General features: G+C 68.0%; 17 protein-coding genes. 6 read left to right on the top strand and 11 right to left on the bottom strand.

Going from position 1 to position 19,700, the window contains the following annotated elements; all coding sequences use genetic code 11:
• Positions 1-31 precede the first annotated feature (31 nt).
• Positions 32-1,150, top strand: coding sequence for a phosphotransferase family protein (locus C0J29_RS08080; protein ID WP_120791985.1), 1,119 nt, complete (start codon positions 32-34; stop codon positions 1,148-1,150).
• Complete coding sequence (locus C0J29_RS08075) at positions 1,150-2,265, top strand: Rv3169 family protein (protein WP_120791984.1); 1,116 nt, start codon at positions 1,150-1,152, stop codon at positions 2,263-2,265. The genes C0J29_RS08080 and C0J29_RS08075 overlap by 1 nt, the downstream gene beginning before the upstream one ends.
• Here the strand turns inward: C0J29_RS08075 and C0J29_RS08070 are convergent.
• Entirely contained in the window at positions 2,248-3,240 is a 993-nt protein-coding gene (locus tag C0J29_RS08070) for a TIGR03617 family F420-dependent LLM class oxidoreductase (RefSeq protein ID WP_120791983.1), read from the bottom strand. The two genes, C0J29_RS08075 and C0J29_RS08070, sit on opposite strands and share 18 nt — an antisense overlap.
• A 73-nt stretch (positions 3,241-3,313) precedes the next feature.
• Here C0J29_RS08070 and C0J29_RS08065 point away from each other — a divergent pair, with 73 nt between their 5' ends.
• Positions 3,314-4,660, top strand: a complete 1,347-nt coding sequence (locus C0J29_RS08065) for a flavin monoamine oxidase family protein (protein ID WP_120791982.1) — start codon at positions 3,314-3,316, stop codon at positions 4,658-4,660.
• On the opposite strand, the gene C0J29_RS08060 is transcribed toward C0J29_RS08065, so the two are convergent.
• Positions 4,655-5,641, bottom strand: coding sequence for an alpha/beta fold hydrolase (locus C0J29_RS08060; protein ID WP_120791981.1), 987 nt, complete (start codon positions 5,639-5,641; stop codon positions 4,655-4,657). The genes C0J29_RS08065 and C0J29_RS08060 overlap by 6 nt on opposite strands.
• Positions 5,642-5,755: 114 nt before the next feature.
• Between C0J29_RS08060 and C0J29_RS08055 the strand changes: the two genes are divergently transcribed.
• On the top strand, positions 5,756-7,138 hold the full coding sequence (locus tag C0J29_RS08055) for a flavin monoamine oxidase family protein (protein WP_242460383.1): 1,383 nt from the start codon (positions 5,756-5,758) through the stop codon (positions 7,136-7,138).
• A 13-nt stretch (positions 7,139-7,151) separates the two neighbouring features.
• On the opposite strand, the gene C0J29_RS08050 is transcribed toward C0J29_RS08055, so the two are convergent.
• The 3 genes from C0J29_RS08050 to C0J29_RS08040 are packed head-to-tail and all read right to left on the bottom strand — an operon-like array spanning position 7,152 to position 8,974.
• Entirely contained in the window at positions 7,152-7,529 is a 378-nt protein-coding gene (locus C0J29_RS08050) for a nuclear transport factor 2 family protein (RefSeq protein ID WP_120791979.1), read from the bottom strand.
• A gap of 5 nt (positions 7,530-7,534) precedes the next feature.
• On the bottom strand, positions 7,535-8,266 hold the full coding sequence (locus C0J29_RS08045) for a DUF2652 domain-containing protein (RefSeq protein ID WP_120791978.1): 732 nt from the start codon (positions 8,264-8,266) through the stop codon (positions 7,535-7,537).
• Positions 8,267-8,290: 24 nt separating this feature from the next.
• Positions 8,291-8,974 (bottom strand): potassium channel family protein, encoded by a 684-nt coding sequence (locus tag C0J29_RS08040; RefSeq protein WP_120794626.1) that lies wholly within the window; start codon positions 8,972-8,974, stop codon positions 8,291-8,293.
• 158 nt (positions 8,975-9,132) lie between these two features.
• Between C0J29_RS08040 and C0J29_RS08035 the strand changes: the two genes are divergently transcribed.
• Positions 9,133-10,629 carry a potassium/proton antiporter gene (locus tag C0J29_RS08035; protein WP_120791977.1) on the top strand — a complete coding sequence of 499 codons (1,497 nt, stop codon included), beginning with the start codon at positions 9,133-9,135 and terminating at the stop codon, positions 10,627-10,629.
• Between the two features lie 5 nt (positions 10,630-10,634).
• Here the strand turns inward: C0J29_RS08035 and C0J29_RS08030 are convergent, their stop codons facing one another.
• The 4 genes from C0J29_RS08030 to C0J29_RS08015 are packed head-to-tail and all read right to left on the bottom strand — an operon-like array spanning position 10,635 to position 14,240.
• Positions 10,635-11,339, bottom strand: coding sequence for an acetoacetate decarboxylase family protein (locus tag C0J29_RS08030; protein ID WP_120791976.1), 705 nt, complete (start codon positions 11,337-11,339; stop codon positions 10,635-10,637).
• A 2-nt stretch (positions 11,340-11,341) separates the two neighbouring features.
• Entirely contained in the window at positions 11,342-12,175 is an 834-nt protein-coding gene (locus C0J29_RS08025; protein ID WP_162951409.1) for an SDR family oxidoreductase, read from the bottom strand.
• 38 nt (positions 12,176-12,213) lie between these two features.
• Positions 12,214-13,563, bottom strand: a complete 1,350-nt coding sequence (gene hpnE / locus C0J29_RS08020; RefSeq protein ID WP_120794625.1) for a hydroxysqualene dehydroxylase HpnE — start codon at positions 13,561-13,563, stop codon at positions 12,214-12,216.
• On the bottom strand, positions 13,563-14,240 hold the full coding sequence (locus C0J29_RS08015; RefSeq protein WP_065043431.1) for a GntR family transcriptional regulator: 678 nt from the start codon (positions 14,238-14,240) through the stop codon (positions 13,563-13,565). The genes hpnE and C0J29_RS08015 overlap by 1 nt, the downstream gene beginning before the upstream one ends.
• Before the next feature lie 77 nt (positions 14,241-14,317).
• Between C0J29_RS08015 and C0J29_RS08010 the strand changes: the two genes are divergently transcribed.
• Positions 14,318-15,265, top strand: a complete 948-nt coding sequence (locus C0J29_RS08010; RefSeq protein ID WP_120791974.1) for a cupin domain-containing protein — start codon at positions 14,318-14,320, stop codon at positions 15,263-15,265.
• Here C0J29_RS08010 and C0J29_RS08005 read toward each other — a convergent pair.
• Together C0J29_RS08005 and C0J29_RS08000 are read right to left on the bottom strand one after the other, a co-directional pair.
• Entirely contained in the window at positions 15,252-15,572 is a 321-nt protein-coding gene (locus C0J29_RS08005) for an STAS domain-containing protein (RefSeq protein ID WP_120791973.1), read from the bottom strand. The two genes, C0J29_RS08010 and C0J29_RS08005, sit on opposite strands and share 14 nt — an antisense overlap.
• On the bottom strand, positions 15,572-19,687 hold the full coding sequence (locus C0J29_RS08000; protein ID WP_242460382.1) for a SpoIIE family protein phosphatase: 4,116 nt from the start codon (positions 19,685-19,687) through the stop codon (positions 15,572-15,574). The genes C0J29_RS08005 and C0J29_RS08000 overlap by 1 nt, the downstream gene beginning before the upstream one ends.
• Positions 19,688-19,700: the final 13 nt, after the last annotated feature.

Genomic DNA, 19,700 nt, shown 5'->3' with positions numbered 1-19,700 from the left:
CGTATCGTAATTACCCCGCAAAGGAAGCACTGTGGCCAACGAACCGGCTCTCGAAGATGTGGGCCGCATGCAACGCTCGAGCCGGGATACCGCCACCGTCCCGGCCCTGATGTCTCAATGGTTGTCGACGAAGCTGCCGGTAGCGCCCGAAGTCACCGTGGAAAGCGGCGTGGACTCGACGGGCATGTCGTCGGAAACCATCATTCTGACCGCCCGGTGGGACGGGAACGAGCAGAAGCTGGTCGCCCGGGTCGCGCCTACCGCGCAGGACGTTCCGGTCTTCCCGACGTACCGCCTGGACCACCAGTTCGAGGTGATCCGGCAGGTCGGTGAGCTGACCGACGTACCGGTACCGCGGGTGCGCTGGATCGAGAACACCGGCGACGTCCTGGGTGCGCCGTTCTTCCTGATGGATTACGTCGAGGGCGTGGTGCCGCCCGACGTCATGCCGTACACCTTCGGCGGCAACTGGTTCGCCGACGCCCCGCTCGAACACCAACGCAAGCTCCAGGACGCCTCGGTCAGCGTGCTGGCGGCCCTGCATTCGATTCCCAACGCCGAGAACACGTTCGGATTCCTGACCCAGGACCTGACCGGTGACACCGCGCTGCGCAAGCACTTCAACTGGGTCAGATCATGGTATGACTTCGCGGTCCCCGACATCGGCCGATCACCGTTGGTCGAGCGCACCTTCCAATGGCTGCAGGACAATTGGCCGGCCGACGCCGATGCGCGCGAGCCGGTGCTCAACTGGGGCGACGCCCGGGTGGGCAACGTGCTGTACCAGGATTTCGAACCGGTGGCGGTGCTGGACTGGGAGATGGTGACACTCGGCCCGCGCGAACTCGATGTGGCCTGGATGATATTCGCGCACAAGGTCTTTCAGGAGCTGGCCGGGCTGGCGACGTTGCCGGGCCTGCCGGACGTGATGCGTGAGGAGGACGTGCGGGCCACCTACCGCAAACTCACCGGCGTGGAACTCAGCGACCTCAACTGGTTCTACGTGTACTCCGGGGTCATGTGGGCGTGCGTGTTCATGCGCACCGGCGCGCGGCGTGTGCATTTCGGAGAGGTCGAGAAACCCGAGGACGTGGAGACGCTGTTCTACCACGCCGGGTTGATGAAACGTCTTATCGGAGAGGAACAATAATGCTTGGCCCGCTCGACGAATACCCGGTACACCAGATTCCCCAACCGATCGCCTGGCCCGGCTCATCCGACCGCAACTTCTACGACCGCTCCTACTACAACGCCCACGACCGGACCGGAGACATCTTCGTCATCACCGGCATCGGCTACTACCCCAACCTCGGGGTCAAGGACGCCTTCCTGCTCGTCCGGCGCGGCGAAACGCAGACGGCCGTGCACCTTTCGGATGCCATCGATCAGGACCGGTTGAACCAGCACGTCAACGGCTACCGCGTCGAGGTCATCGAGCCGCTGCGCAAATTGCGCATCGTGCTGGACGAAACCGAAGGCATCGCAGCCGATCTCACCTGGGAGGGCCTATTCGACGTGGTCCAGGAGCAGCCGCACATCCTGCGGTCCGGCAACCGGGTCACGCTCAACGCCCAGCGGTTCGCCCAACTCGGCAGCTGGAGCGGCCGGCTGAGTGTCGACGGCGAAGAGATCACCCTCGACCCGTCCGTCTGGATCGGCAGCCGCGACCGATCCTGGGGCATCCGCCCGATCGGCGAGCCGGAACCCGCCGGCCGGCCCGCGGACCCGCCGTTCGAAGGGATGTGGTGGCTGTACGTGCCGATCGCATTCGACGACTTCGCGATCGTGCTGATCATCCAGGAGGAGCCCAACGGGTTCCGCTCGCTCAACGACTGCACGCGGGTATGGCGCGACGGCCGGGTCGAACAGCTGGGCTGGCCGCGGGTCAAGATCCACTACCGCTCCGGCACCCGGATCCCGACCGGCGCGACCATCGACGCGACCACGCCCGACGGCACCCCCGTGCACTTCGACGTAGAGTCCAAGCTGCCGGTGCCGATCCACGTCGGCGGCGGCTACGGCGGCGACTCGGACTGGACGCACGGCCTGTGGAAGGGCGAGAAGTTCGCCGAGCGGCTGACCTATGACATGACCGACCCCGGCATCGTCGCCCGCTCGGGCTTCGGCGTCATCGACCACGTCGGGCGCGCGGTCTGCCGGGACGGCGACGGCGAGCCGGTGGAGGGCTGGGGCCTCTACGAGCACGGCGCGCTGGGCCGGCACGACCCATCGGGATTCGCCGACTGGCTAACCGTCGCGCCCTAACTCGTCGATGATCTCGGCCAGCGTGGACAGGCCGATCGGCGCCGCCTGATACAGGAACACCGTGTCGGAGACGCCGTCGAGACGGTCGCGGATGTGCGCGGCGATCTGCGCCGGGGTGCCGCACGCCGCGATGGTGTGCATCATCTCGTCGGTGATCAGGGAGCCCATCTCCTGCCAACGGCCCTGCTTGGACATCGCGTTGAGTTCGGGCTGCAGATCCTCCCAGCCGTGCGCGGCCAGCACCGGCCGGTACGCCGGCGTCGACCCGTAGAACGACAGCAACCGCCTGGTGCCCGCCACCGCCTCTTCCGAGTCGCCCGAGACGATGACTTCCGGAATGATGCGGAAATCCTGCGTGCGCCGACCACTGGCCTCCAGGCCGGCCCGCACCGCCGGCATGGTGCTGCCGTGCAGGAAACGCTTTGAACCGAACGGCATCACCAGCAGACCGTCGGCGTGCTCGGCGGTCGCCCGGGTCAGCCGCGGCCCGAGCGCGCCCACGTAGATGGGCGGCGGGCCGTACGGGTTGGGGCCAGGATTGAACGTCGGCGTCATCAGCGTGTGCCGGTAGAACTCGCCGCGAAAGTCCAAGCGCGTACCGGAGTTCCAGGTCTCGAAGATCGCGCGCAGCGCCGCGATCAGCTCCGTCATCCGCTGCACCGGACGGTCGAACTGCGCGCCGAACCGCTTCTCGATCTGCGGACGAATCTGCGTGCCCAGGCCCAGGTGGAACCGCCCGCCACTGAGCAGCTGGTGGTCGTTGGCCTGGTGTGCCAGGTGAATCGGGTTGCGCGGAAACGCAATTGCGACGTTGGTCATCAGGTCCAGGCCACCCACCGTCGCGGCCAGGGTCAGCGGCGCGAACACGTCGTGGGGACCTTCGAAGGTCGCCACCCCGGCGGCCCCGGCGTCGCGCAACTCGCGCGCCCGGTCGGCCGCGTCCCCCAGACCGTATAAAGCGGTGAATACCTTCAAAGCACGCCCACCTGGAGATCCGGCACGCAAGTCACCCTACGGAACCGGCAGCCGATGCTGTTCACTGGAGCACGTGCCGAACCCCCCCTGGAATGTCGACGTCGTCGTGGTGGGCGCCGGTCTCGCCGGACTCGCCGCAGCTCGGGAGCTCACGCAACAGGGCCATGACGTGCTGGTACTGGAAGGCCGCGACCGGGTCGGCGGCCGCTCGTTCAGCGGCAGCGTCGCCGGCCTGCCGATCGACCGGGGCGGCTCCTTCGTCGGACCCACTCAGGACGCCGTGCTCAAGCTGATCAGCGAGCTCGGGTTGCCCACCGTTCCGACCTACCACGACGGCAAGAACGTGATCCACTGGCGCGGCACGGCCCGCGCCTACAGCGGCACCATCCCGCGGCTCTCGCTGGTCGGGCTGCTCGACATCGGCCGGCTGCAGTGGCAGTTCGAGCGGATCTCGCGCACCGTCCCGATCGCCGCGCCCTGGCACGCCAAGCGGGCCCGTCAACTCGACGGCGTCTCGCTCGGACAGTGGCTGGGCATGGTGCGCGCCACCGCGTCGTCGCGGGATCTGATGGCGATCATGACCCGGGTGACATGGGGCTGCGAACCCGACGACGTGTCGATGCTGCACGCCGCCCGCTACGTGCGCGCAGCCGGCGGACTCAACCGGCTCCTCGACACCGAGAACGGCGCCCAGCAGGACCTGATACCCGGCGGCACCCAGCAGATCGCCGACCGGGCGGCGGCCGAACTCGGCGACCGCGTGGTGCTGGACGCCCGCGTCCGGCGCATCGAACGGCACGGGTCGGGAGTCACGGTCACCTGCGACCAGGGCCAGGCCGAGGCCGGTTTCGTCATCGTCGCCATTCCACCCGCGCACCGGGCTGGCATCGAGTTCAATCCCCCGCTGCCGCCCGAGTACACCGAACTCGCCCGGCACTGGCCGCAGGGCCGGCTGACCAAGGCCTACGCGGCCTACGAGACGCCGTTCTGGCGGGCCCAGGGCTTCTCCGGCCAGGCCCTGCTGGACAACGGCCCGGTATTCATCACTTTCGACGTCAGCCCGCACGCGGACGGTCCCGGAGTCCTGCTGGGCTTCGTCGACCCGCGCGCCTTCGACTCGCTGCCCGCCGACCAGCGCCGCCGGGACGCGCTGCGCTGCTTCGCCTCGCTGTACGGCGAGGAGGCCCTCAACCCGCTCGACTACACCGACTTCCGTTGGGGGACAGAAGAATTTGCCCCCGGCGGACCAACCGCGGCGGTGCCGCCGGGGTCGTGGACCAAGTATGGCAAAGTGCTGCGCCAAGCGGTCGGGCCGATTCACTGGGCAGGCACCGAGACCGCCGACGAATGGACCGGATACTTCGACGGAGCGGTCAGATCCGGCCAGCGGGCCGCCGCTGAGGTCTCCGCCCTGTTATGAGCTGATCAGCGAGACCCGGGCCTGGCGCTCGATGGACGCCTCGGCCAGCGCACGCAGCTGCCGGTTGACCTCGTCGGGCTGTTCCAGCATGGAGCAGTGCCCGCCGGGCAGCTCGACCAGGTCGACGACGTTCGGCGCGGTGCGCGCGAGGTTACGTGCCTGGCTGATCGGAGTGAGCCGGTCGTGTTCGCTGCCGATCACCAGCGTCGGCACCGTCAGGCCTTCCAGGTTGAGGTGCCGCGAGCCGATCTCCTCGATGAGCATCCGCGCGCAGCCGCCGCGGCCCATCGGTGAGGTCTGCGCGAACAGCTCGTAGACGAGCTGGACGACCGCCGGGTCCGCGCCGGCGCCGACGGCCATCATCGCCACCAGATACCGGCTCGGAATCCGGACCGCCCCCGGCAGCGGCAGACCGCCGACCGCGCTGATCAGGGTCCGCCCGGCCACCACCCGGGCCGGCGAAAACCCGCGCGGCACGGACAACAGCTTGATCTTGTCCAGCAGGTCACCGCTGGCCGTGTTGATCAGCGCGACGGCGTCGGCGCGGCGACGGACCTTGTGGCGATAGCGTTCCGACCAGGCCTGAATGGTCATGCCGCCCATCGAATGCCCGGCGATCAGCGCGCGCTCGTGCGGCGCCAGCGTCGCATCAAGCACGCAGTCCAGGTCGGAGGCCAGGTGCTTGAGGCTGTAACCGCCGCGGCGGGGTACCGCGCTGCGGCCGTGGCCGCGGTGGTCGAAGGCGATCACGCGATAGTCGGTGGCCAGATCGGCGATCTGGTGCGACCACGCCCGGATGGCACAGACGAAACCGTGCGTCAGAACGATGGGGTAACCCTCGGGCGGGCCGAACACCTCTGCGTGCAGAACGGTGCCGTCAGCTGCGCGAACCTTGACGGTACGACTCTCCGGCAACTCGGCAGGCAGCTGCCGAACCGGTCTTTCACGGGTAGTAATCCGAGCACTCTTGTCAGCAATCATGCCGCTCCCGCCTTGGTCACGGCTCCGTTGCCGCCATCCAGTTGCCCGCGACTTTACCTGACCGTAATGTGCGGTCCGTCACAAACCAGAACACGATCAGATAACGGCGAAACCGTGCCGGAGTTATCCCGCCGAGGGTTTTTAGCGGCCACCACCCTGCTGGCCGGCGGCTGCGCGACACCCGACCAGCCGGCGCAGCGCCCCAAAGCGCCGGCCACCACCGCGCCCCCGGACACCAGATCGGTCCTGGTCATCGGCGCCGGAATGGCCGGTCTAGGCGCGGCGCGCAGCCTCGCCGACGCGGGCTGGCCGGTGCGGGTCCTCGAAGCCCGCGACCGGATCGGCGGGCGGGTGCACACCACCCGCGACTGGGGGGTGCCGCTGGAGATGGGCGCGTCCTGGATCCACGGGACCACCAACAACCCGCTGGTGGAGTTGGCGCGGCGGGTGCACGCCGACGTCGTGCCGACGGACTACGACGACTCGACCAAACTGGTGATCGATCCCCAGCTGAAGCCGATGACGTTCGACCCCAAAACCTGGCGCCGGCTGGTGTCCGACGCGCGCGACGAGGTGACCGGCGGATCGCTCGGCGCCGCCATCACCGCCCAGGCCGGCGACCTCACCGACCGCGAGCGCGCCGAACTGAATTTCTACGTCACCACCGAAATCGAGGACGAGTACGCCGCCGACGCCGGCCAGCTCTCGGCCACGACCTTCGATCTGGGCAAGTTCACCGACGGGCCGCAGTCGGTGATCACCAGCGGCTACGACGCCATCCCGCGGCTGCTGGCCGACGGCCTTCCGATCGTGCTCAACACCACCGTCACTTCCGTTTCCCGCCAACAGAATTCAGTACAAGTGCGGGCGGGCGAGCACACCTTCGAAGGGCCCGCGGCGATCGTCACGGTGCCGCTCGGTGTGCTGAAAGCCGCGAGCATCACCTTCGATCCGCCGCTGCCCGAAGGACACACGCATGCGGTGAACGCGCTGGGCTTCGGCGTGCTGTCCAAGAGCTACTTCCGTTTCCAGCAGCGGACCTGGGACACCGAGAACAGCTTCTACGAGTACCTGAGTTCCGGCCCCGACAAAGGCCCGGACAAAGGCTTGTGGGCACAGTGGTTCACCCTGCCCGCCGCGGCCGGGCCGATCGTCCTGGCGTTCAATCCCGGGTCCCGGGGCCGCAGCGTGGAATCCACTCCCCCAGCCGATCTGCTGACAGGGGCCCTGCCGGTCGCCCGGCAACTCTTCGGCACCGACGTCGTCGAGGTGCGGTCGTCGAGCTGGACCACCGACCCCTTCGCGTTGGGTTCGTATTCCTTCCACGCGCCAGGTTCGGGTCTCGACGACCGGCGCCGGTTGCAGGAGCCCATCGGCGACCGGCTCTACCTGGCCGGCGAGGCCGTGGGCGCGGACAACCCCGCAACGGTCCACGGCGCCCTGCTCAGCGGACGCCATGCCGCCGCGGAACTGATGCAGCGCCTACCCAAACCGTGAAACAGGCTGCGCCTCAATAATTTTCCAGCGCATCCACGTTGCGCCAGCTCGGCCAGGTGGTCTCCCAAACGCGGTGAATCCGCCCGTCGCGGTACGCGGCGATCAGCACCACCTCTATCCGGGTCGGCTCTTCGCCGGGACGTGACGTGGTGATCCACACCCGGCCGGCGACCCGGTCGGCCGCTTGCACCCAGGCCTCCTCGTCGTACTCGACCGAGTAGGCGATGGATGTGGCATAGAGCTTGCGGTGACTGTCACGGAAATCGGCTAAACCTTGCGTCAGGCCGTCGGAGCACATCACGAAATCCGGGTGGAAATAGTGCTCGATCAGGTCGCCGTTCTTGGCCACCACCATCCGATCGAACATCTCGCGAAGTAAGTCAATCGACATCTGCGTCAGGCCGGCATTTGCGCCGGGGCGCCGCGCCCGAGGTTGCGGAACCCGACCGCAGGCTTCTTCAGACCCACCAGGAACGGCAACGTCTTCATCTCCAGGTTGAACCGCGCCGACAGCTTGCCCAACCCAGCCCGCTGCGGCTCTGCGGCCGGCACCTCGGCGGTCGAGAGGTCGAGGTAGAACGTCGACGTCTCGCCGATGCCCTCGAAGTCGTGGGTCAGCGGCATCGACGCGCGGCGCATCGCTTCATCCAGGCACTCGGCCACGGCGTCGGTCATCAGCAGATACTCCGGTATCGGCACCGAGTTCTTCAGCATGCGGTGCACCAGGATGACGTCGACACCCGCCAACTCGACGTAGCGCTTCACCTTCTGTTCGGCGACCTCACCTACGTGGGCCACGAATTTCAGCGACAGGGTGCCCAGTTGCTCGCAGCTGCGGCAGTCGCACAGCGCCTCTTTCTTGAAGCGCTCACGACGGGCCAGGAACGACTGCCGCATCTTCGGCAGCCGTTCGCACACCACCCGCGCGTCGCCGTCGGGAACCCAGAAGAACGCGGCGTCGCCCTCCAGCTTGGCGAGCTTCAGACCCTTGCCACCGGCATCGATCACCGCCTCCAACAGCGCGCCCACTGCCTGCTGCGCGTGCGCCAGGTGCAGTCGGTTCCAACTCATGTAGTTGGTGTATCCGCCGATATCCGCAATGAGCAGAACAGCGCGCCGAATCGCCATGATGACGAAAGTTTAGTACCGGTCTCAGGATCGCGGAACGTACGGGAGCCTGACCCGGTTGATCGCGGCCCATAGCGCGCGCTCGCGCGCGTTGTCGGCGACGAAAAGCAGTTGGTCACTTGCTTCGAGCACATCTTCGGGCCCTGGAACTATCACGTTCTCACCGCGGACCACGGTGACCAGGGCGGTGTTCGTCGGCAATTTCAACTCGCCCACCGACTGCCCGACCAACGGATTGTCTTCGGGCAGCGTCAGTTTCGTCAGCGCGGTACGGCCTTCCTGCAGCCCCATCAGACGCACCAGGTGCCCGATGTCGATGGCGCCCTCGATCCCGGCGACCATCGCGCCCGGCGTCGAGACCGCGACGTCGATGCCCCACGACTGGCCGAACAACCACTCGTTGCGGACGTCGTTGATCCGGGCCACCACCCTGGGCACCCCGAACTCCGACTTGGCCAGCAGCCCCACCACCAGGTTGGCCTTGTCGTCTCCGGTCGCGGCGATCACCACGTCGCACGTCTGGGCGCCGGCTTCCTGAAGCGCCGACATTTCACAGGCGTCGGCGTTCAGCCAGTCCGCCTCCGGCACCTTGTGCGGCTCGAAGTTACGTCGCTGCCGCTCGATCAACAGGACCTTGTGCCCGGCGTCGAGCAATTCCTGGGCGACCGAGCGGCCGACATTGCCGGCGCCGGCAATCCCGATCCGCAACTTCCGCTTGGCCACAGGACCATCTTTGCGTATGCCATGACACCCGGCACTTCCCGCTGTGCAACGCGCGGCCGCCGGGCGCGGGCTGATTTACTGGCAGCACGCCGATATCGGCGGCGTCGTCCCGCACCAGATCGCCTCGTTTGGACTGGAACCACATGACCTTGGAACAGCTGTACCTGACCGTGTCGGTCGGCGGCCTCGTGCTGCTGGCCAGCATCGTCGGTACCCGCGTGGCCACGGTCGTGGGTTTCCCGAGCCTGTTGTTGTTCCTGCTCGTCGGCGTCGCGATCGGCGAGGACGGATTGGGTCTGCAATTCGACGACGTGATCCTGGCCCGAAATGTCGGCACCGCAGCCTTGGCCGTCATCCTCGTCGAAGGCGGTTTGACCACCCGCTTCAGCGACATCCGCAAGGTACTGGCCCCCGCCGTCACCCTGGGCACCGCCGGCGTGGTGATCAGTACGGTCATCACCGCGGTCGGCGCGCACCTGCTGCTGGGCTTCGAATGGCAGCTGGCATTACTGCTCGGGGCCATCATCGCCTCCACCGACGCCGCGGCGGTGTTCTCGGTGTTGCGGGTGCTGCCGTTGCCGCGCCGACTCGCCGGACTGCTGGAGGCCGAATCCGGCTTCAACGATGCGCCCGGCGTGATCCTCGTCCTGATGTTCAGCGTGGTGCCCTTCGTGTTCAAACCCGAGGGCGCCGTCACCGACCTGGTGTACGAACTTGTCGGCGGTTCCGCGATCGGGCTGGTGATCGGTTACCTCGGGGCGTTCGGGCTGCGGCGCATCGCCCTGCCGGCCTCCGGGCTGTACCCGATCGCCACGTTCGGGCTCGGCCTGGTCGCGTTCGCCGCCGCCGGGGATGCCCACACCAGCGGGTTCATCGCCGCATACCTGGCGGCCGTGGTGTTGGCGAACTCCGGTCTGCCACACCGATCGGCGACCCGTTCCTTCGCCGAGGGGGTGGGCTGGCTGGCCCAGATCGGCCTGTTCGTGTTGCTCGGACTCCTGGTCGACCCGAGCGAACTGGCGGTCGACGTGATCCCGGCGATCGTCATCGGCCTGGTGCTGCTGCTGGTCGCGCGACCACTTTCGGTGGTGGGAACGCTGATCTGGTTCCGGGTGCCCTGGCGCGATCAGGCCTTTCTGTCGTGGGCGGGGCTGCGCGGCGCGGTGCCCATCGTGTTGGCGACCTTTCCGATCGTGGAGGGCGTGCCGGACAGCTCCCGCCTCCTCAACATCGTGTTCGTGCTGGTCGTGGTCTTCACCCTCATCCAGGGCCCCAGCCTGCGGCCGATCGCGCGCATGCTGGGGCTGATCTCTCGCGAAGCGACTCGCGAGATTCAGGTGGAAGCGGCCCCGCTGGACATGCTCGACGCCGAATTGCTGACCATGACGGTGCAGCGGCCGTCGCGGCTGCACAACGTCACCATCCTGGAACTGCGGCTGCCCGACCCGGCCGTCATCACGCTGATCATCCGCGACGGCCACACCTTCGTCCCGGAGCCCGACACCCGCATCGAGAGCGGTGACGAGCTACTGATCATCACCACCAGCAAGACCCGTCCCGCGGCCGAGGCCAGGCTCCGCGCCGTCAGCCGCCGCGGCAAGCTCGCGCACTGGTTCGACGAGTACGGCGAGCTGGACTAGAACCCCTAAAACCGCGGCTCCCCCAGCGTGAACGTCGCCTCTTCGACGAACGCGCCCAGGTGCAGTCCGGGACGCAACCACGTCGGCAGCGGGCCGGACGATGACACGCCGACGGTCACCAGCGCGGGGCGGATCCGGCCGTTGAACGTCAGCAGCGAGTCGCCGATGCGCCCGTCCGAGAATTGCTGCCGCGCGCTGCCCTTGACCTTCAGCGGCAGCGCCGGCCCCTTGATCCGTGGCGTCGCGCTGACCGTCCACGACGGCTCGGCGGTGCTGCTGCCGGTGATGAGGTTGCCGTCGGCCAACTCCCCGTCGAAGCGGGCCAGTGTCTTGGGCATCGCCCAGTTGGTGCGGCCGCCGACCAGGCTGGACTCCGAATCCACCGACATGAAGGCCACGTTGCCCCACGGGCGCAGGCCGGTGCGCGAACCCACGATGCCCAGCACCTCGTCGTAGGCGCCGACGGGGGTGTCGGTGTAGCGGACGAAGGCGCCGAGGGTGACCAGCGCCGGGCTGCCGGCCAGCGCCGGCGGCAACACCGAGGCGGCGGCGCGACCGCCGCGTCCCAGCCACAGCAGCGCCGAGCAGCGGCACTCCCACGGTGCGGGCGCCTGGTTGCGCGGCAGCGTCGCGACCAAGGCCTGGCTCAGCGCGCTTTCCGGCACCCCCCGCAGCCCGGTCAGTTCGATGCGAGTGTCGTTGTCCCCCATGCCTACTCCTGATTCTCGATACGGGCCTGATAGGCGGCCCGCTGCTCGCGGTCCAGTTCCGCGGTGACCTTGTTGCCCCCCGACAACCGGAATGCCGCATCGACCAGCGCATCCGGCAGGGTGACCGTCCCGCGGGACACCAGACCCACCAACTTGGGCACGAACACGGTTCGGGAGGCACCCTTGACCAGTTCGGCGACCACGGCGGTGGCGACGTCCTCGGGGTCGACGACGAGGAATCGCTCCAGCAGTCCCGGCGCCGACATCCCGGCGATCAACTCGGTGCGGACGAAGCCGGGGCAGATCGCCGACACCTTGACGCTGTTGCCCCGCCACTCCTGACGCAACGCCTCGCTGAAGCCGACGACGGCGTACTTGGACGCGCAGTAGGTGGCCGCGTTCGGGGAGGCCAGGGTGCCCATCACCGATGCGATGTTGACGATGTGGCCCGATCCCTGCTCGGCGAAGCGGGCGCCGGCCAACCGGGTGCCGGTCAGCACGCCCAGCACGTCGATCTCGATGGTCCGCCGGGTGACGTTGGGGCTCTCCTGCAGAAACGGCCCGATCGGCATGATGCCCGCGTTGTTGACCAGAACGTCGAGCCCACCGAGATCCGCGGTTGCCTGGTCCAGGAAGGCCTCGAAGCTCGCCGGGTCGGTCACGTCGAGGTGATGGCCCTTGGACCCGATCTCGGTGCCGGTCTGCCGGACCGCGGCTTCCTGCACGTCACCGAGGGCCACTGCGGCGCCCGCCGCGATCAGCGCCTCACCGATCGCCCGGCCGATGCCTTGGGCCCCACCGGTGATGGCCACCCGTCGACCCCGCAGCTTCGTCATGCGGCCCAGAATCTCATACCGCCGGCGCCCGGCTGCGATCAACTCCCGGACCGCAGCGCCTCGTGCACGAGATCGACTGCGTACGAGGCACTTTGGGCGGCACCCTCCATGGTGGTGGGCCAGTCGTTGTGAGTCCAGTCACCGGCCAGCACCAGGTTCGGCAACGATGTGCGGTTGCCGGGGCGAATGGTGGACATGCCGACCCGGGACGAGAACGTGGCCTTCGGCCAGGGCACTACGGTGACGTCGAGGACCCGGGCCTCCCGGGCGGCCGGGTAGCTGGCGCGCAGCGCGCCCACCAGACGATCCGCCACCTCCGGGTTCTTCAAGGTCATCAGGTCATAGGCAGCGCAGGTGGTCAGCGCGTAGAGATGGTTGCCGTCTTGGCGCGGCCCATGCATCCGGTCCCGATCGAACACCCACCCGATATCGCTGTCCAGCAACGATTCCCACGGTGCCACGGTGCCCAGCGGCCGGTCGAGCAACACGTAGGCGTTCATGATCGGGATCGGCTCGAGTTGTTTGGCGGCCAACCGGACGTCCTCGGACCCGGGCACCTCATCCAGCAGCGACCGGACATTCCACGACGGCACGGCCAGCACCACCGCGTCGGCATCGATCACCGAACCGTCCGCCAGCCGCACTCCGCGCGCGCGACCGTCGTCCACCGCGACCGCCACCGCCCGGGTCCGCAACCGCACCTGCACCCCGCGTTCGGCCATCACGCGCCGAGCTCCGTTGAGGTACAAGGTTTCCAGGTCGACGGTGGGATAGCCGATGCGCATGGCCGCCCCGCCGCCGCGACGCACCCGATCGGCGCCGGTACGCAACAGCGCGGCGAACGCGTGGGCCGACGCGTACTGCGGAAGCTCATTCAATAGCCCAATCACCATGGAGTTGAGCATGATTCGGCGAACCGCCGCGGGAAAGCCGAGACGATCGAACCATTCGTCCACGGTGATGTCGTCCAGCGCGTCGTCGAAGCGCACCAAGTCCCGCATCAGCCGGGCCCACGCCGGCGCGGCCCGCAGCAACGCCGTCATCCCCAGGCCCCGTACCTGACCGAGGAATATGCGCCGGGCGTTGCGCGGCCGAAGGCCGAATGTCTCGATGTGCCCGCCGGGATAGCGCACGCCGAACTCGTCGGGAAACTTCAGAAGATGGCGCGTGCCAACCGAATCCAGGTAGCGGAAGATGCAGTCGTAGGAGCCGGCCAATACGTGCTGACCGTTCTCGATCGCATCGCCGTGCCCGGATGTCAGACCGATGGTGCGCCCGCCCAGTTTGCCGTTGCTCTCCAGCAGCGTGACCGCATAGCCGAGTTCGGCGAGCCACACCGTGGCGGCCAGCCCCGCCAGGCCGCCACCCACCACCACGACGCGCCGCATCAGGACCACTGCTCGTCGCCGGTCAGCCCCAGCGCCCGCATGGTGCCCGCCAGATGCGCCCGGACCGCCCGGCGCGCCGCCTCGCCGTCCCCGTCCCGGAGCGCCTCCGCGATGCGTTCGTGCTCGTCGATGATGGTGGCCAGCCGTTGGGCATTGCGCGCCGATTCGCCGATCATCCGCATCTGCCGGTCGCGCAGGGTGGAATAGAAGCCGGCCAGGATGGCGTTACCGGCCGCTTCCAGCGTGGCGTTGTGAAAGGCACGGTCGGACTCCAGGAACGCATGCAGGTCGGCGGCAGCGGCGGTCTCGCGCTGGCGCTGCACCTGGGCCGAAAGCCGTTCGTAGACAGCCGCACACGCGTCGGGACCGCGCTGGATCACCGCCCGCACGGCGAACTCCTCGAGCACCACCCTGGCCTCGAGGACCGCGCGCACCTCATCCGGAGAGACCGGCACCACCAGCGCTCCGCGCTTGGGATACAGCCGCAACAGTCCGGCCGCCTCCAATTGCAGGAACGCCTCGCGGACCGGGGTGCGCGACATCCCCAGTGCGGTGGCCACCTCACCCTCGCTGATCAATTCCCCGCCGGGAAACTCCCCGGTCAGCACCTTGGCCTTGACGTAGTCGAGTGCCCGGTCCTTGGCCGCGCCCGGACCGCTGGTGACCTCCAACGTCATGGCCCTCCTCTGCGGCTCAGTGGTACCGCAGACTCTATCGGCTTGCATGATAGATACAAGATAGATACGATATAGACATGACTACCGCACTGCACCGCCAAGCTCCGATCGTCGAGGACTGGGCTGACGAGGCCCGCTATTTCGAATACACGCAGGCCGCCGACCCGATCGGATCCGGCCACACGCCCCGGGTGCCGATCGCCCAGTTCGGCCCGGAGATCTATCTGGATCAGCCGACCGGTGTGGTGCCGTTGGACCTGTCGGCAGATCTCGGCCTGCACACCGGCGCGGCCACCAGTCCGGCGCTGTTGGCGAACTTCGTGCGGATTCGCGCGGGCGAGCAGATCGACACCTGCCCGAACGCCACGTCGCAGATGTACTACGTGCTGTCCGGGCGTGGCAGCGCAACGGTCGACGGCCGCCTAGTCCATTGGGAGAAGGGCGATTTCCTGACTTTGCCGGCCGGTGCGCGGGCGGTGTTCCACGCCGCCGACGGCGCGGCGATGTACTGGGTGCACGACGAGCCCCTGCTCCGTTACCTCGGCGTGCGGGCCGGCGAACCGCGGTTCCGCCCGACCAAGTTCCGCGGAGCGGACGTGCTCGCCGAACTCGAGCACATCGCGGCGCAACCGGGCGCCAACGAGAAGAACCGGGTCAGCGTGCTGCTGGCCAACGCCGAGCAGGAGCAGACCCTGACACTGACGCACGTGCTCTGGGCGATGTTCGGGGTGCTGCCGCCCGGTCAGGAGCAGCGCCCGCACCGCCACCAGTCGGTCGCGCTGGACCTGATCCTGGACGCCCAGCCGGGGTGCTACACGCTGCTGGGCACCCGGCTCGACGACCGCGGCCGCATCGCCGACCCGATTCGGGTGGACTGGCAGGCCGGCGGAGCGTTCACCACGCCACCCGGGATGTGGCACGCGCACTACAACGAGTCCGGCGCGCCGGCGCATCTGATTCCCGTCCAGGATGCGGGGTTGCAGACCTACCTGCGCAGCCTCGACATGCAGTTCAGTCGGCCGTAGCCGCGGCCTCAATGCTCGCGATCTTGCTGAACCCGCTCACCGTGAGCACCCGAACGAGCAACGGATGGACGATCACGTGCAATTCATCGACCGCGTCGGCCTGATCGAACAGGGCGTTGATTCCGGCGCTGTCGACATACTTGACCGCGCTGAGATCGATGGTGATGGGCTCGCGGGTGCCCGCGTTGGCCTCGGAAAGGGCCCGCTTGAACACCTCGATGTTGCTCAGGTCGATCTCGCCGACCGCGGTCAAGCGGTGCGCCCCGTCGGGGTCGCGCTCGGTGTTCAAGGTGAGCGGTGTAGCCATCACGAGATCCTTGCATGCATTAACACGGTCGTGCCGGCTTCGCTGGATTCAATGCTGCAGTCCTCCATCAGGACTCGCATCAGCGAAATACCGCGTCCGCGGCTGAAGTCGGCGGTGTGGGCCGGCGCCTTCCAGGCGCCGGTGTCGGTGACGGTCACCTGCAGCCGGTCTACGATCGCGGTCGCGCGCAGCGAAACGGTGCCCACCCGCCGGTCGCGGTGACCGTGCTCGATCGCGTTGGCGACTGCTTCACCCGTCGCGATGAGCACATCCTGAATCTGATTCGGCTCGACTCCCGCCCGGGTCAGCCAGCCGCGCAACGCATTCCGGCTGTCGGCAAGATTGCTGGCGTCGGCGACGAACTCCAGTGAGAACGGCGCGGGCTGCCGGTAGAGCAGCATGGCCACGTCGTCGGGATACCCGTCACCGGGCTCCAATTGGGACATGAGCCGATCGGCCACCTCTTCGAGCGCCTGCGATCGGCCAGTCTGCACCACGTCTGCCGCCCGCGTCATGCCGTCATCCAGCGAATGCCCGCGCCGCTCCACCAGACCGTCGGTGTAGAGCAGCAGGGTCGCTCGCGGCGGCATGGTGATGCGGCTCTCGGGTCGCTGCCAATTCGGGCGCAACGCCAAGGGAAGTCCGTGTTCTTCGCCCAGCAGCACCATGGTGCCGTCCGCGTAGACCATGATCGGCGGGGGGTGTCCGGCACTCGAGTACACCAGTTCGCCCGTCTCCTGGGTGAGCACCGCACAGAATGCGGTCGTGCAGCGGGCGCCGGGCAGCCGGGCGGCGAATCGGTCCAGGGCGGTGAGCACCGCACCGGGGCTGGGCTGCTCGAGCAGCAGCGCGCGGCAGGCGCTGCGTAGCTGGCCCATGACGGTGGCCGCCGCCAGACCGTGACCCACGCAGTCGCCGACCATCAACGCGACGCGATCCTCGTCGAGATCGACGACGTCGTACCAGTCGCCGCCCACCTGCAGCGGGTGACTGGCGGGCAGATACCGCACCGCGAAACCTTCGGGCAGCGACGCCGGCCCCAACATCGCATGCTGCAGCGCCACCGCGGTTTCGCGTTGCTCGTCGAGTCGATAGACGCGCTGCAATCCCTGCCCGAGCCGGCCGGCCAGCACCGCGAGCAGCGTCTGATCTTCCCGGGTGAAACGGCGATGCTCGGACAATTCGACCCAGATGACCAGGAGCCCGCGGGGATGCTGCGAGGCGATACCGGCCGCACCCGCATCGACGGTGACGGTGCTCAGCAGATCCGTTTCGCGCAGCGATCCGATCTGCTGCTGCAGTTGCGGCGTGAGGTCTTCCCACTCGGCCGGCTCACCGGCGCAGACCACGTGCGGCGCGCTTCCATTGGACGAGCCGCTGGTGAAGGTCACCGCCAACACGCGCCGCGCCTGCCACACCCGGCGCAGCACCTCGGCGGCGCCCTGCAACGCGTCGGTGAGCGTATCGGCTTGCACCAGTTGCTGATTCAGCTCCGCCAGCGCGCTCTGACTCTGCACGGCGTAGTGCTCCGCCGTGATGTCGCGGAAGGTGCCGACCATGACCCGGCGCCCGGAATCAGGATCGTGGGCGTGACTGAAGTTGACCGCGATCCACAGCCGGTGCCCGTCGCGGTGGGTGACCGGGATGGACAAGCTGCCCTCGGATTCGCCGAGCGACTTCGCGAACTCGTCCTCGACCAGCCGACGGGCGGTGATATCGGTCTCGGGGTCCGGCCACCAGGCGTGCGGAGGTTCGTACGGCAGTCCCTCTGTGCCGTAGCCGAGGATTTCGGCGAAAGCCGCGTTGATCTCGATCACGGTGCCGTGTTCGTCGATCACGAAGAAGGCTTCCTGCAGCGAATCCACCAGCGCGGTTCGCCACCGGACGTGATAGTTGCGGATTCGCGCCAACTCGACGTTGGCGCGCACCCTGGCCAGCAGTTCCGCGGCGGCGAACGGCTTGACCAGGTAGTCGTCCGCGCCGGCCAGCAGGCCTTCGATGGAGGCTTCCTGGCCTGCCCGCGCCGACAGCAGCAGCACCGGCAGCGCCGCCGTGCGCTGGTCGGCCCGCAGCGCGGCCAGCAATTGCAGCCCGTCCAGCTTGGGCATCATCACGTCGCTGATCACCAGGTCGGGCAGCTGGGCGCGGATGGCCTCCAGCGCCTGCTCACCGTCGCCCACGCCGCTGACCTGGTACCCGGACGCGCCCAGCAGGTTCGCCAGATATTCGCGCATGTCCACGTTGTCATCGGCGACCAACACCCGCGGCGCCGGGCCAGTGCCCCCGCCCTGGGCCGGCAGGGCCTCCAAAACCGGTGTCGCCGTCTCGGATTCACCGGGCAGCCAACGCAGCGCCTCTTGCACGTACGGCTCGGCAACCGTGCCCGGCGCCACCCGGGTGTCGCTTGGTTCGGCCAGTTCGTCGGGTGGCAGATGCGCGGTGCCGAACGGCAACCGGATGGTGAAGGTGGTCCCCTCGCCCTCCCGGCTGTCAGCAGTGATGGTCCCTCCGTGCAACCCGACCAGTTCCCGCACCAGGGCCAACCCGATGCCGCTGCCCTCGGTGGATCGGGCACGGGTGGTCTCGATGCGGTGGAAACGTTCGAACAGCCGCGGCATTTCGGCCGCCGACACACCCACCCCGGTGTCGGCGAAGGTGACTACCGCCTGCCGGTCGTCACGGGCGACCCGTACCGAGATTTCGCCGTCGAAGGTGAACTTCAACGCGTTCGAGAGCAGGTTGAGTACCACCTTCTCCCACATCTGGCGATCCACGAACACCGGCTCGTCCAGCGGCGGGCAGTCCACTGTGAGCGTGAGGCCGACCTGGTTGATCGCTGAACGGAACACGCTGGCCAGTTCGGCGGTGACCGACGCCAGGTCCACCGGCTCGAACCGGGCCTGCATCCGTCCCGCCTCGATGCGCGAGAAGTCCAGCAGCGTGTTGACCAATTTGGCGAGCCGTAATCCGTTGCGGTGCACCAGCTCCAGCTCCTGGCGTGCGGTCTCGTCTAAATCGCTTGCGCGACCGCGCAATTCGTCGACCGGACCCAGGATCAGGGTGAGCGGGGTGCGGAATTCGTGGCTGATGTTGGAGAAGAAGGTGGTCTTGGCGCGGTCCAGTTCGGCGAGCTCCTCGGCGCGCTGCTGCTGAGCCTGGTAGCTGCGGGCGCTGCTCACCCCCGTCGCGAGGTAGCCGGCCACCAGTTCGACGAACCCGCGGTAGCCGTCGTCGAGTTCGCGATACCGGTTCAGTCCCGCCACCAGGAATCCGACCGGCGGGCCACCCTGCTGCAGCAACGGCACCATGAAGGCCTGCTTCGGCGGCTCGGGCCACGCGCCGGTGGGCAGATTCGCTGCCAGACCGTCGAGTTCGATTACCTCGCAGTCGCCCTGCGCCGCCTTGCCGGCCGGCCACACCGAGTCGCCGCCGATCGCCAACGTTTCCGGGGCCGCCGGGTGCCCGAGCGCGATGCCACTGACTCCGGCAAGCCTTGCGTTGCCCCGGTCGTCGAAGAGGTAGGTCAGGGTGAACGGGAGATCGTAGGGGTTCTTGTCGAGTTGGCCGGCGGCGAAATCGAGCATCTGCCGCTCGGTGCGAATGACACTCGGGTCCGAGCCCAGGTCGCGCAGGGTGGCGATGCGGCGCTGCGCGATCACCCGCTCGGTGTCCTCGCTGACCACGCAGAGCAGTCCGACGACGCGCGCGTCGTCATCGCGCAACGGGCTGTAGGAGAAGGTGTGATAGGTCTCCTCCGGATAACCGGACCGCCCCAGGATGAGCATCAACGCCTCGTCCCAGGTCGCCTCACCCTCGGTCAGGACCCGATCGGCGCGCGGGGCGATATCGGCCCAGATTTCGGCCCAGACTTCACTGGCGGGCCGGCCCAGCGCCCAGGGATATTTGCGGCCCAGGGTGTCCCGACGGTAGGCGGCGTTGCAGAAGAAGGTGAGTTCCGGGCCCCACCCCATCCACATGGAGAACTGGGACGAAAGCAGGATGTCGACGGCGGTGCGCAGGCTCTGTGGCCACTCATCAACCGGCCCAAGCGGTGTGGACGCCCAGTCCACGGCAGCCAGATCGCGGCCTATCTCCTGGTCTGCGCGAAAGACCACCGACGTCCCTCTC

The sequence above is a fragment of the Mycobacterium paragordonae genome (assembly GCF_003614435.1).
Lineage (GTDB): Bacteria > Actinomycetota > Actinomycetes > Mycobacteriales > Mycobacteriaceae > Mycobacterium > Mycobacterium paragordonae.
This window is presented reverse-complemented; position numbering and strand designations above follow the sequence as displayed.